Source organism: Serratia sp. PL17, from assembly GCF_017832355.1.
In the GTDB taxonomy this organism is placed as follows: domain Bacteria; phylum Pseudomonadota; class Gammaproteobacteria; order Enterobacterales; family Enterobacteriaceae; genus Serratia.
Genome location: NZ_JAFIBY010000002.1, coordinates 214,657 through 229,279, shown reverse-complemented (window position 1 = coordinate 229,279; position 14,623 = coordinate 214,657). Strand labels below are relative to the sequence as shown.

Sequence of the window (14,623 nt, the reverse complement as noted above, 5' to 3'; positions counted from 1 at the left end):
AAGAGTATCACGATGACTGATTAATGTGATGGCTTAATGGGAGACATCTCGCAATAATTTAGTTTATTTATTAACCAGAGACATGAGAATAGTGCGCTTCGTCAACCCCCTGCCCTGAACAGGCAGGGGGCCTTCAATTACCCGACAATGATGTAGCTTCGCAGACCATTATCTGGAGCGATGAGATTTGCCCTACTGGAAGCGACTATTTCGACTTGCCGGGAAGGATGCTCTTCGAAGTCAAAGAATGAATCTCCCTGGCAGCGCCAGTAGCCAAGTCCCATATCCAGCAGTAGATAACCTTCACTACCATCTTTGAATGACACAGTTAACTCGCGGCCATGGTCAGTCGTTCGGTTATCACCAACAAACCATGAAATATTCCCTGACCAGGCAGGGCCCAGATATCCTTCTTCCAGCAATGTTCTCAACACCTGCTCCCTGTCTTGCTCGTTGAGCCAAGCGTTAAACAATGAGTCATGTTGACGCGAACTGTAGTCGAGCTTTTTCACCGATATCGAGAGTGCCGCTCGTTCTGCCATTCCTTGTTCGACCAATTCAGTCAAAAGTTCGGCCAGCAGACGTGCAGTGAAAGGACTATTCACATAACGATCGCTATATTGTACCTGAGCTATTTCACGTTTTTCGGCGAAAGCACGCTTCCAGAATGGGTGCTGATTACTTATAAGTGCCCAGAAACGTGACCCAAAGCCTTCCAGCGAGCCATCCAGTTGGTGCGATAAATTGATTCGAACAACTCCTGCAGGCAACTCAGGTAACAGTTCTTCCGGGGAGAACGCATCTCCAGGAAGCACCTTAGCAACATGCACCGGACAAGATACAACAGGACTCGTTGCGCTCTGTCCCCAGCTTTCACCAGGGGTGGTAATGGCATCAATGCCTGCAGCCCACTGTAGGCAATGATCATCACCAACAATTTGCGCCAGCCAGTGACCTTTACCCTGGGTAAGTTGGCTCTCAGTGATAGGGCGGATGCATAATGTATTACCCGGCATACCTGACAATGCCGACAACTGATGGCGTATTTTCTCAGGTAACTCAGCTAATACAGTAGTGATTAACAGCTCGACCTTGCCTCCCGAGGATGCAAACCGCAATGCATCCTTCAATAGTGGCCACTGTGCAAAATCCCACTCTTCTGTCACTCCGGATATCACCAATGAGAGAGCACCGTAACGCCCTGAACTGATACTCTGCGATAAACGCAGCATCAGGGGGATAGTTTCAACTCGGCTGCTCTCCCCGAAGAATTGATATTCCGGTGCTAGTTTTAGCATCTGCAAACGCGTGCTGGCGAGCAATGGTAAGGGACGATGACGATCCAACTTACTGACATAGTGCTGGCTGTCGTAACTGAGTAAGCAGTGATGACAGAATTTATCGCATGAGCAATCCAGTAATTTTTTTGCGTAGTTAAAGACTTCGCCCCAGAGGTCAATTAGTTGAACCGCATAACCCGCACCACCAGCGTTATTGTCATAGATAAAAATGGAGTATCCATAAGCATTGTTACTGTCGCGGGATTGCTGTGTAGTGATGCCCAGCTCGGTATTTTCAATACCTAATTTATGCGCCAATCCTTCACGTAATGCGACAGCCAGGGAACGTGCAGCAACATCATCAGTAATCAGCAAACCGTTTTCGTCATTAAGCTGCAGTTCAACCATGTCTGTACGGCTGCTGTAACCTAACCACAAATCTTTATGAACATGACCATGGCATAGCTTGCTGCTGCCCTGCCGATCATTACTGCCGCCACGTAACAGAAGATGCGTATTTTCTAGTGCAGGATTTTTGAGTGCTGTCGGTGTGCGTTCAGCTTCCGTTTGTGACTCAGTGCGACCACAAGACAAGCAAATGGCATAGCCTTTACCGAACTCACCATCGCTGAAATGGAATAACTCACCACTATTACTGAAACGGTAACGCCCCAGTGATGTATCTGGCAGAGAAACCCATACAGCTGAAGGTACCAACACCCGAGGGTCCTGATAAGGCAATTGTGCGGGCATAGACACATCGTTATGGGCCTGATAGCGGATATCGGTTGCAAAACCAATCGGTTGCAAATATCGCCTCACAGTAAGTAGTGATTTTTCTGCACCACAATGGCTACAACCTGCAGGATATGTTGCGCTGGTAGACCCCGCGCCACATTGGCGGCAGTGCCAGAACCACGGAATATGATGGTCGCCTTTTAGCTCCTGCCCACTCCCCAATACTTTACCGAGCATAATTCCTGCGGACCGGTAGACTTTTCCGCCTAAAACCACATCAGCACCCGGTGCATATTCACGCAATGCTGTAGGCAAATCACGACTTGGCAGTTTCTCGAGACTACGTGAAAAGTTCTCTGTCCCCTCTTTCTGATCCAATTGACTGGCTTTTAAAGCTTTACGCTTTTCAAGTTCATCAGCTGTCAGGAAGTTAAAGTTAACCACCCCCACAGGGAAACCGTGTCCAGGAAGAAAAGCTTCACTGATCAGTTTTGAAAAAAGATATGCGCTACGATAATCACGTAATTGATAGGCAATTGCTTTACCGGCAGGGGTCTCTTCCCAGGCAATATTGTCTGCTTTCAAAGATTCAATATTTTGCAGCAAAATAGCGAGTTGATTACGCCAGTGAAGCTCCGCTTTCTTCATCATTGTATTGGTACGGGAAAGTAGCTGGGAAGCAGTCAGAGACGTTAATATCGTTCCCTGAACCAGCCGCTTCAGCTTGTTAGCCAATGCTTCTGATTGACCATCCATCCAATTCAAGAAACGCTGGCACTGGCTATCTTCCCCCTCAAAAAACCATTTACAACTCAGCTTCGTCGCATCCGGCACTTCTGCTCTTAAAAACAGACCGAGCACCAGCGCATTGACGTGGCGCTGGACAATGCTGTCGCTCTCAAAGCGTACCTGTGGTGCCTTGGAACTTGTATTAAACGGCCAGAGAGGGTCCTTGAAGACTTCCATACCATGAGCAGTATTTTTGCATAAGGTGATTGCTGCTGAAGCCGTTTCCCCTCTACGCCCGGCACGGCCAGCACGCTGCAAATAGTTAGCAGGAGCAGGGGGGACATTGTTCATCGCAACCAAACTCATACCGCCAATGTCTACGCCCATTTCCATAGTGGTAGAACAATTCAACACGTTCACTTTCCCTGTCTTAAACTGTTTTTCGTTAAACTGGTTTTGTTGTGGTGTACGCTGCGCCGAATGCTCTTCCAGACGATACCAGCCATCTTTCAGTGCCAGCCTGTCACTTCGGGTAGACCACACACCTTCACGACGAGCACTCTTGATTTGCGGATCATTTTCCAACCATTGCAACCGCTCATCTCTAGGCAACTCACCGCCACCAGATAACCGCCAGTGACGCATTGGCAATTCCGGCATCTCAACCAATACGGCTTTCTCAGGAGCAATGCCTTCGCTTCCAGGTAAATAAGGTGAGTGACCTAACAGAGTTACATCAAGTGCGCGCCGGGTATAAGGACAACGCCAGATCTCTTTTGGGCTATAAAAATAAGCTTGTTCTTTAATATCAAATTGATAACCCGACTCAAATTGACGTAGATTTGGCCTGATGGCATCCCAGGCCTCTTTCATTAAATTGTTAACTAAATCTTTCCAGTAAGTTTGATCTGGCTGAATAGCTGGGAATACAGCCACCAGTAACTTAATAACCCGGTTGTAATGGCGATCCCGAATTTGGGGCCAAAGTTGATCACGCTTCTGTTCTTTATATTTTTTATCCGGCCCTTGCAGCATTTTTACTGGGAAACGTGCCCCCATCCAACGGGGATATTGTTCATTTTCGTAAAAGACAGCACTGTTTTCGCGAATAAAGAAATCAAGGGTAATTTTCAGTAGATTACGCCATTCGGCAAGTTGCTTATCAGGATCTGGCAGAAGGCCTTTCCAATCCTGAGGACAACGATTCACGTTATCAATAAAAGGATAATGAATAGCAACGAGACCCAAATTTTCTAACGTCCATGCATTTTTAGGACGGCGTCCAAATTCACTGTACAGACAAAAATCGGCAAACTGATGTTTGGTTAAATCAAGCCCAGAGATTTCTTTGAAACTACCTCGCATTCGGTCAGCCAGATCTACACTACCGGATAGCTGCTCGACCAATGTTTGCCAGGAAACAGATTTAACCTTTTGACCACCCGAACCAGAAAGTAACACTTCCATTGCCTGAGCATGTGCTTCGCTTTGTGAACTGATGGCTGCCGCAATGGTATTCAAAGCGAGAATTTCATTTGGGCTTAACACTTCATGTGAGGCTATCGCCTTACTTAAAGCCTCGACTGCACTCTTAAATATTGGAACTACAGAAAATTGGGCAATATAAGGTTTGAGCAGTTCTTTCTGCTCATCGCTCAAACCAGCAGAATGCTCTGTTATGTTCGCTAACTCTTGATAGCAAAGGGTTCTTAGGGTTGATTTATCTGCATTTTGCTGTAAGCGTGCAGAAATTCGTGCCGTACCCTGACGGGAATCGGTAAAAGTCAGTAACCGACGACCATTGAAAGGCCCTTGCTGTTCTTCCAGGTTTTTTGGTAATGGGGAGAATTCAAGTAACGTTGGAATGATGTCACTTAGAAAGAAAGGTGCCCCCAAACGCAGTGGGCGAAATAAAGGGTTATTTTTCCGCTCAGCATCACCACAGCAAATACAAGTAAAAAACGTCGATTTCCCTGCATCACGGTTTTCCGGTCTCTGCAAATTCACTTCATAACCAACTGCGGAATTACTGACTATTTTCCCTTGGCTGTTCTCTTCGAGTGAGACAAATGTTTTCTCACCGGTATCAGCTAAAAGACGATCAAACTGGTGACCGCTCTCTTCGCTGTCTTCATCTTCATCATCACGATATAAGTCTACTTCAAGAGCAAACTCGTCTTCATCGGCAACAGTTGGTTGTGCAGACAACCATGTAGTGCCATCGTTTTTTAATTCTTCCTTTGCCGATAAATAAGCTGTGCCACAGCCGGAACAACGGAGTACTTCGAAGACTGGTGCACCACAATCACAAAACAGGCGTTGCTCAGACCAAATTTGTCCAAATGACCAATCCTTATTCTGTAATTCATGAGATTTATGGGCACATTGCCGATTTGAACACGCCCATAGCCCAGCCAGAGTTCGAATAAACCCGTGCATACGTAAAGGGGTAAAAGCCAGCGAATTATCTGATGTATCTGCACGTGCTTTAGCCATCAGATCAAGTAATTGCAATAATTCCCTGTTGGAAATTTCAGGCCAAATATGCCGAGCAATCGCCAGTAATTCACTTAAACGCACTGCTGGGTTCTTTTGCTGAGTTAAGGCTCGCCGTAGTTCTTGTGTCACTCGGTACTGACAAAGCTGCTGATAAAGTTCTTTCGGGGTAAGATTATTAAGTGAAGTTAATGACAATGGAAATTCAGCTCGAATATGCGTATCAGATATAGGTGGGATCTGACGGTAACCACGTACTACTTTTACATTCCGCTCAGTCACACCGGCCAAATCAGCGACAAATTTTGCCAATTCTTGATTGCCCTCGACTGAATCTTCACCAATCGTGGCCGATGTTGCAATGACCTGAACAGGATTATCAGTCCCTGGACCGACATTAAAGGCCTGCATGACACGGCGCAGTAATAATGCCAGCTCTGCCGCCTGGGAACCAATATAGCTATGCGCCTCATCAAGAACGATATATTTCAACATCCCCTGTGATTTATCAACGATAGGAGCATCTTTACGTCGAATAAGCATATATTCCAGCATGGTGGTATTCGTTACCATAATAGAAGGTGGGGACTCGTATATTTCCTCTCTACTCAAAGCTTGTTCTGGAACTTTTTTCTGCTCTTCCTGAACCTCATATTTCGTGTGTTTCGTTTCACCGTTATAAAGCGCAAAACGAATTTTTCCTTTAAACCCTTTGGTCCAGTCACGTAACCGTTCCTGTTGGCTGTTGATTAGGGCATTAAGAGGATACAAAAAAATAGCCTGAGTACCTATCAGTGGCTGCCTATGAGCCTCTTGCTGACGAATCAGATCTTCCAGTACAGGGACCATGAAACATTCTGTTTTTCCTGACCCAGTACCACTGCTCACTAATAAGGACTGTTTATCTTCAAGAATAGTACGCCAGGCTGTTAGCTGGTGGGAAAAGGGCACTGGTGCATGACTGAGTGCATTAACCAAATGGTTAGATATGAGCTTGTCTCGAAGCCCATCCATTGTTTCACTGGCAGGCATCCAACCAAAAGTACTTTCAAATACGGGATCGGCAAGCAGAGAACCTTGTAGCCCTGGTGCTCTGAAGTACTGAGATTCCAGATACTCAGTCAGCGATTTGCTACGCAATGCCAGTTGGCTCACCACCGAACGCACTGCACGCTGATGAAGTTGATTTAAAAGCGGCGCATAATGTAGTTGCTGGACTTTCATCAATGACAAACTCCTGCTTGCTCAAAATAATACTGATAAATGATCCCCAACTGTTGCGGGGCTTGTTGATAGTGTATTTCGAATAGTGAAGAAAGCTGGTGCATTACATTATTATCTTTATGAGATAACAACGCGGCGACCAACATCAAATTAAATAGTTTCTCAAATTTTTGTTGGTAACTGTCTTCGATCCAAAACTTTTTAAATATAGATTTCAGGTCAGGCGAGATAGCAGTTAACCATTGTTCCTTGGTAAAGGTTCCAACACGGCCAAAACTATCCGGAGTACGTAACAGCATCTGTTTTGCTTCATTAAACTGCTCACGATCAACAGATGTAATTCCGACACAGGCTGATTGTGATAATTTAAAATTCATTTGAAGCATATTGGCAATCGCTGCGAATCGACGGTCAATCGCTGCTCTATTACTAATAAATACAACAAATGGCTGTAATACATTTAACGCCAGCGCTTCATCACCAAATTGAGTTGTAAGAGAAACATAACAATCATGAAAAGATTTTCTCCAATGTTCGAATGGAATCCAACCCCATGAGAATGGCAATTCATTTTGCATGTCGTAAATAAGCTCACTATCACCAGACAAACAGGATGTGATTAAGAGCTGAATTAAAGCCAGTGGGTCCTTGGATAGTTTATTAAACAAATCGTGCACATGCAGAGGTAAGTCATCAGAGCTTTTATATTTTTTTAAATACTCGACTATTGAATAAGCAGACTGCTGTAATGGATTGTTTTTTACTTCGGAGAGCAGTGAGTTTATCTCACTCTTACGTTTTGACTGCTCCGGCTCACAAAGTGATTTTATTAACAATTCATCGTGTACGGGTAATATATCGCTCCATCTTAATAATGGTTCAACCCGAATATAGTTATCTAGCTTGCCAATTATTAACCAAGGTCCACTGCTATCACTCTTTGACGAAAAATCATAACCTAATGCATCTTTCGGTAAGGTCATAACGCATGAAGCAGGATCTGTAAGTGAAACTGCTTGTACAATTATTTCACTAGCTCGATCTTGTGGAAAGCTAATTGCGTCCTGAACATCAATATGTAGACGATCATCTCGTTCAATAAACTTACCATCATATCGTTTTATGTTTAGCGTTGAACCGACTTTTCCTAATTTTTCAGCGTAGAAATCAAGATGTAATGAGCTATATTTCGCCCATGAGCACGCTAGAAGTGATTTTAAGAGATTATATTTCTCATATAGAGAAATTTGTTGTAAGTTTTCATTTCGCCCAGTAAATAATGGAATATCCATAGATAAAAAATGAAGATCTTTAGAAAGTGGATTCTCATCTTTTAACTCAACGTTTAGAAAACCTTTCCCTGCTGGGGATATTGTAAGTAAATCAGCACTCACCCCATGTAAATGGTCTACTGATGCAATACCTTCAGAAAATGTCTCACCTTCTTGATTAACAAATCGACCACCGGCCACTGGAGAGGGTAATAATAGCTTAAGGTTACAACCATCCCGCCAGGTAACACGCAGGTCCATTGTGATATTTTTGGAAACACTACCATCGAAAGGAACTATGCACTCTTGAGCCAGATAGTCAGTTTTTAATAAATAATTTTCATTATTTATGTAACGTTCTACCCGCGTTTCAGCAATCCCGGAAAGAGTAATAATTCCTTTTTGGGCTGAGTCGGGAACAATTTTAATATCAAAATCTGCTGGTAGAACAACCATCCGACCACTGAATAACACTTCATTATTAACCACATGCCGTACTTCAATTTGCCCTTTAGGTATTGAAGTTGAGACTGAGGACCATGTCATATTCCCTGAACGTATTGAACGCCAATAAAGTTCCGGCTCGGGAACAATCCCATGCTGAAGGTCTTTTTTCCAGGCAATTTTAGGCCAGGCTCGATGAACAGGATAATCCGACTTAACAAGATCGACCTCTGATGGTTTAATAAAATATTCAGTGGATGAATCAGATATCTGCCGAGTACGAATAGTACAGATGGCACCATCTTGCAAAATAACGCTAAAAACACCACTGACTTTCGTGAGACTACGTGCACTATTCGTCAAAAGTCGTGGAATATCGAAGTCTCCCTCACCACTGATATCCAGATTGCTATTTGCTGGCAATGAGATAAATAGAGCGGCTTGCACAGAACTAACAGAACCCATTCCGAATAATTTCAGCTGTGACTCGCTCTCGTTCATAGCTTCAAAAACCCAAGGGAGATCTTCTGCCAGTTCGTATCCTCCTTTCGGGATGCCTTTGCCTATGAGCGCTGGCCCATCAAACAACATTAATGATATTTCTCCCAACGCTTCCATGCCTGAGATTTTTTGTGTCGCAGCTGGCAACAATTCAACCCGCCAATCTTGGTGTTCATGACGGCTTAGCATTGCCAGACGTGCCCCACCATTTATCCATTGTGCGGAAATAATCAGTCGCGATTGATCTTGTTGTATTTCACATTCAAATAAGGCTTTAAGCTGTTCATTACGTAGCATCCCAGGAAAACGGAATCGCGCATCACAGAACCAACTGTCATCGACATCGATCCACATTCTTTCTACTAAGATGCCAGAAGCGACTCGGGTTTCTGATGTTTGTGAAAGTAAACGCCTAACTATTTCTGCTGCATTTTCTTCCAGGAGAACGAGAGGTAGTTGGTGATGCCAGTTTGGCAATGTCTTGCGTAGTGAGGCAATAGGATCTCCCCCCTGATGACCACTTTCGTTAAGAAGTTTAGAAAGCGTCCAACAAAATTCACCCGCTACTTCATAGACAAGCTCGTTTTGCATTGTACCAGGAATAGTGTCACTCAAGTCTTCCGCAATCTTAACTGCTGAGACATTACCTTGTGACCCTCTCAACCCCTGATAAATCCGCCTAAAGTAGTTTATTAAATAACCACTCTCGTTTTCTATCATACGCACTGGCAATCCACCTTCGCAGGCCAGTGTATGTAAGTAGCCTGAAGCTTGCCCCAGACTCCTCACTTCTCTTTTCCAGTAGCGTATACCTTCACTGACAAGCTTCTGGCGATGCTGATATGGAATTTGCCAGTTTATGGACTGTAAAATAGCATCCCATTTGGGATGGCCAGCAGTGTGATTCCGACGAATAAATTCGGCTGCATAAAGACAGAACAAAGCATCGCTGTAAGAAATAAAGACCGTTTTGGGATAGGTCCGAGGGATATGACTGCTAAGAGTCTGAGCCAGTTTAGCGAATTCGACATCGTCACATCGATAGGCATAGAGAGCTCTACCATCTGTTAGTGCCAGCTTACGTTTTTTGAGAAATTCTTTAAGCCACAGCAGAAGGGGATTAGTTAACGTCTTCACAAGCATCCTTTTGTACGGAATCAGATTTCTTCACACATTACTACCATGAATGAAAAGCTCAATGGATAACCACCTTCAAGAGGCTTTGTTGAATAATTCGGATTTAGATAAAAGCGCCTCCCGTCACTGACCTCATCAGGCAATCCGCACGCTTTCTGGCATCCCTGCGCGCGTCATTTTGTTCAAGGCACGGATCATGGCCATAGCTTCTCCAACCTGCGCATCATAATCCCGCAGCGTCAGATGCCCACCAAACAGCTGTTTGACCCGGTACATTGCCGTTTCAGCCACCGACCGCCGGTTATAAGCCGTGTGCCATTTCCAGTAAGCATTGCTCCCGGTAATCCTCTGCCTGGCCACCGCCTGATTTCTGTCGGCATACTCCGCCGGCCAGTAACCGGCCCTCGTCCGCGGCGGGATTAATGCCTTAATTTTCTTGCGCCTCAGCTCGTTGTAGCACCTTTTTGTGTCATAAGCCCCGTCGGCGCAGGCGACCCTGATTTTCCTGTGCGTCTGACGGATCAGGCCCGGGAATGCCTCTGCATCCGTCACATTGTTCAGGGAAAGGTCAGCGCAGATAACCTCATGCGTTCCGGCGTCCACCGCCAGGTGCAGTTTACGCCACACGCGGCGTTTTTCCTGGCCGTGTTTTTTCACCTTCCATTCGCCCTCACCGAAGACTTTTAATCCGGTGGAGTCGATAACAAGATGGGCTGTTTCGCCGCGCGTGGGGGTTTTGAACGGAATATTGACGGATTTAGCCCGTCTGCTGACGCAGGAGTAATCCGGGCACCTGAGCGGGAGCTTCATCAGGGTAAAATGGAGTCAATAAATCCCTGCGCGGCGCGTAGCGTGAGGCGAAAAACGCGTTTGAGCATCAGTACGGTAGAAATAGCGAGCTCAGAATAACGTTGCGGACGACCACGTGAAGACGTGTCTGGCTCGTCATACCAGGCCTGGATAGCCGACTCATCAAGCCAGAATGTCAGTGAGCCCCGTTTGACGAGCGCCTTGTTGTAGTCAGCCCAGTTGATGATTTTGAACGTTTGTTTTGCCACGTGATACCGCTACATGATCGGGAATGTGGTGATCTGATCCTGACTACGGCCAAAAGTTCGATTTATTCAACAAAGCCCCTTCACGACTGATTGATGTCATTTATTATTAGATTATTTTTGCTACAATGATCACAAAAATCAGGTTTGTCCGCAGCACTTTGAAAGATTTTTTCCATTGTGCCTGCCGCTAAGCTTAAAAATTACAATTACGTAACACAGGAATCGTCATGTTAGCCCAGCTTTTTGAACATTTGTTTCACTCTGTTGATTCAATGCTTGTTACTAATATTTTTATTTGGGCCGTTATTTTAATTTTCGCCTTTGCCTGGTGGTGTGATTATAAAAATATACATAGCAAGTTTAGGGAGTATGCTCCAACATTAATGGGAGCATTGGGTATATTAGGTACCTTTATCGGCATAATTATTGGGCTACTAAATTTTAATACGGAAAGTATTGATACTAGCATCCCAGTACTACTTGGTGGATTAAAAACTGCATTCATCACAAGTATTGTCGGAATGTTTTTCGCTATTGCATTTAATGCACTTGATGCATTTTTCTTTGCGAATAAAAGAAATAAATCGGCAGTTAATGAACCAGAGCTTATCACTCCAGATCATATTCACCATGAACTGAAAGAGCAAAACCAATTTTTGGAAAAGTTAGTATCGGGAATGAGTGGTAGCGAAGAGGGTTCGTTGGTTGCACAGATAAAATTATTACGAAATGAAATAAATGATACATCTCGCACCCAACTATCTCATCATAACGAATTTAGTAATAAACTATGGGAGCAACTTCAACAATTTGCAGATTTAATGGCTAAGGGTGCGACTGAACAAATAATTGATGCACTGAGACAAGTTATTATTGATTTTAATAATAATTTGACGGAGCAATTCGGTGAGAACTTTAAAGCACTTGATGCTTCGGTAAAAAAACTTGTCGATTGGCAGGAGAACTATAAAACCCAAGTCGAACAAATGGGCGCACAGTACCAACAAAGTGTCGAGTCATTAGTTGAAACTCGTGGTGCAGTTGCTGGTATCTGGGAGGAGTGCAAAGAGATACCACTTGCAATGGCTGAATTACGCGATGTTTTGCAGGTTAACCAACATCAAATAAGCGAGTTATCTCTGCACCTTGATGCTTTTGTTTTATTACGTGATAAAGCAACCGATGCGATTCCGGCTATCCATGAAAAACTGGATGAAGTAGGTGAATTGCTTAAAGCGGGCGCTTTGAGTGTCAGCACCTCCCTGGGGCAAACAGGAGAGGAACTACTTACCAATGCAAATGCCATGCGCATTGCTCTGGATGAAGGTTCAGAAGGTTTCAGACAGTCGGTTACTCAGACTCAGCAAGCATTTGCATCAATGGCACATGATGTAAGCAACTCTTCTGAGACTTTAACATCAACATTGAGTGAAACCATTACTGAAATGAAACAGAGTGGTGATGAGTTCTTGAAGTCTCTTGAATCACATTCTAAAGATCTTCACCGTAATATGGAACAAAACACAGCCAGTGTTATTGACCTCTTCAGTAAAACCGGTGATAAGTTTAATCAACAGTTATCTAATAATGCAGATAATATGTTTGGAACCATCCAGTCAACATTTGACAAAGCAAGTGCAGGTTTAAATTCACAGGTCAAAGAATCAGTGGAGCGTTTTGGTAGTTCCATTAATGAACAGCTACATGCTTTTGAACAAGCTACTGAGCGTGAAATGAATAGGGAAATGCAGTCGCTAGGTAATGCGCTACTGGCAATTAGCAAAGGTTTTGTCACAAACTATGATCAATTGATAAAAGAATATCAAAGTGTTCTTGGCCAATTACAACCATTAATTAACTCTAGACAGAATCGTGGGTAACAATTAATGGATAAGATTATTGGTAAGCAAGCCCCAAAAAGCACCCAGGATAATGAACACTGGGTTTCCATGTCAGACCTGATGGCAGGTCTGATGATGGTGTTTATGTTTATTTCTATTGCTTATATGCATTATGTTCGTATTGAAAAAGAAAAAATAAAAGAAGTTGCTGTTGCCTACGAACAGGCACAGCAACAGCTTTATAATGCTTTGGAAATCGAGTTTTCAAAAGATCTACCTTCCTGGGATGCTGAAATCGATAAACAAACTCTTGAAGTAAGATTTAAATCACCAGATGTTCTTTTTGGATTGGGTAGTTCAGAATTAAAACCAAAGTTTAAAGAAATTCTTAACGATTTCTTTCCTCGTTATTTGAGAGTGTTAGACAAGTATAAGCAACATATCACTGAAGTACGTATAGAAGGGCATACCAGTACTGACTGGACGGGCGCTGCTAACCAAGATGTGGCCTATTTTAATAATATGGAATTATCTCAAGGAAGAACTCGCGCAGTTTTACAATACGTATACAGTTTAAAAGAATCAGAAACTCATCAAAAATGGGTAAAAAGTAAATTTGCTGCAGTGGGATACTCATCTTCACATCCAATTCTTGATGCAGCAGAAAAAGAAGATCCAAATCGCTCACGGCGGGTTACGTTTAAAGTTATTACAAATGCAGAATTGCAAATTCGTCGTATTATTCAGGAATAGTCAGAATGAAGTTAACTATTGATTTTTCTGAGTTGATTGCGTTAGGAAAAAAAATGCTTCCTTCTGGTGCTAAATTTTCCCTTGCTGAAGCACCTGTTGTCTTCGACCCAATTGATATTGAATTATCTGCTGGTAAAGAAGTCAGTATTGCCGACCTTGACCCTGGCAGTGGCTTAATTTCCTACCAGGGTCGTCAAGTCCTTTTATATATCCGTGATCATACCGGGCGCTATGATGCGGCGATTGAAGATGGTGAGAAAGGGAAACGTTTTCATATTGCTTGGTGTCGAACACTTGACGAAATGCGACAGAAAAATCGTTTTGAGCGCTACCATGCAACAAACCGTGTTGACGGTTTATTTGAAATTGATGACGGTTTAGGCCGCAGTCAAGATGCTGACTTAAGAGTTTGCATGAATTGCCTTGAGCGCCTTAATTACAAAGGTAGTATTGATAAACTACAAAAAAGAGTAGTATTTAAATCGTTCTCATTGAATAACTTCTTCTCTCACTACAGTACTTGCTTCCGTCATATGCCAAAAGGTATTCATGATAAAGCAAACAGTGGTTATGTAGATAATTGGAAAGATATTTCTCGTTCTGTTCGTGAACAGGCAGCTTATAAATGTAATGATTGCGGAGTTAATTTAATATCCTCACGCCAGCTCTGCGATGTTCATCATAAAAATGGTGTTAAATACGATAATTCAGCAGAAAACTTGCATGTTCTTTGCAAGGATTGCCATCGCAAGCAACCTCTCCACGAAGGAATATTTGTCACTCAAGCTGAAATGGCAATTATTCAACGCTTGCGATCTCAGCAGGGGTTATTAAAGGGTGATTCTTGGAAAGATATTTATGAGCTAACTGATCCATCTGTTCACGGTGATATTAACATTATGCAGCACAAAGGATATCAACCTCCGGTACCAGGATTAGACTTACAGAACTCTGCACATGAGATTATTGCAACTGTAGAAGCAGCATGGCCCACATTAAAAATTGCAGTGAATTTAACCGAAATACAAGTAGAAGGTTGGGAAATATTCACAGTTGGTGAACTCGTTAAACAGATACAATCTGGGGTTATATTTTAATTCGGTAAAAATTTGAAAGAGACCTGATATCCACTCAGGTCTCCATAGTTTTCT

5 protein-coding genes and 1 pseudogene are annotated in these 14,623 nt (G+C 43.4%); 3 read left to right on the top strand and 3 right to left on the bottom strand.

Features of this window, described 5'->3' with window-relative positions:
• Nucleotides 1-137 precede the first annotated feature (137 nt).
• The 3 genes and pseudogenes from JOE25_RS09805 to JOE25_RS09795 form a co-directional block, all read right to left on the bottom strand.
• Nucleotides 138-6,467, bottom strand: coding sequence for a DEAD/DEAH box helicase (locus JOE25_RS09805; RefSeq protein WP_209634536.1), 6,330 nt, complete (start codon nucleotides 6,465-6,467; stop codon nucleotides 138-140).
• A complete protein-coding gene (locus JOE25_RS09800) occupies nucleotides 6,467-9,826 on the bottom strand; it encodes an STY4851/ECs_5259 family protein (protein ID WP_209634534.1) in 3,360 nt (1,119 codons plus the stop codon). The genes JOE25_RS09805 and JOE25_RS09800 overlap by 1 nt, the downstream gene beginning before the upstream one ends.
• Before the next feature lie 129 nt (nucleotides 9,827-9,955).
• Nucleotides 9,956-10,878 (bottom strand): annotated as a pseudogene (locus tag JOE25_RS09795) (IS5 family transposase).
• 227 nt (nucleotides 10,879-11,105) lie between these two features.
• Here JOE25_RS09795 and zorA2 point away from each other — a divergent pair.
• The 3 genes from zorA2 to zorE are packed head-to-tail and all read left to right on the top strand — an operon-like array spanning nucleotide 11,106 to nucleotide 14,569.
• A complete protein-coding gene (gene zorA2, locus JOE25_RS09790; protein WP_209634532.1) occupies nucleotides 11,106-12,758 on the top strand; it encodes a type II Zorya anti-phage system protein ZorA2 in 1,653 nt (550 codons plus the stop codon).
• Between the two features lie 6 nt (nucleotides 12,759-12,764).
• On the top strand, nucleotides 12,765-13,472 hold the full coding sequence (zorB2, locus tag JOE25_RS09785; protein WP_209634530.1) for a type II Zorya anti-phage system protein ZorB2: 708 nt from the start codon (nucleotides 12,765-12,767) through the stop codon (nucleotides 13,470-13,472).
• A 5-nt stretch (nucleotides 13,473-13,477) separates the two neighbouring features.
• The gene (gene zorE / locus JOE25_RS09780; protein ID WP_209634528.1) at nucleotides 13,478-14,569 is read left to right on the top strand and encodes a type II Zorya anti-phage system protein ZorE; all 1,092 of its coding nucleotides are present in this window, start codon (nucleotides 13,478-13,480) and stop codon (nucleotides 14,567-14,569) included.
• The last annotated feature ends 54 nt before the right edge of the window (nucleotides 14,570-14,623 follow it).

Bases quoted from the DNA above. Each gene is read 5' to 3' on its own strand.
- JOE25_RS09805 (WP_209634536.1), bottom strand. From the start codon at position 6,467: ATGAAAGTCCAGCAACTACATTATGCGCCGCTTTTAAATCAACTTCAT.
- JOE25_RS09800 (WP_209634534.1), bottom strand. From the start codon at position 9,826: ATGCTTGTGAAGACGTTAACTAATCCCCTTCTGCTGTGGCTTAAAGAA.
- zorA2 (WP_209634532.1), top strand. From the start codon at position 11,106: ATGTTAGCCCAGCTTTTTGAACATTTGTTTCACTCTGTTGATTCAATG.
- zorB2 (WP_209634530.1), top strand. From the start codon at position 12,765: ATGGATAAGATTATTGGTAAGCAAGCCCCAAAAAGCACCCAGGATAAT.
- zorE (WP_209634528.1), top strand. From the start codon at position 13,478: ATGAAGTTAACTATTGATTTTTCTGAGTTGATTGCGTTAGGAAAAAAA.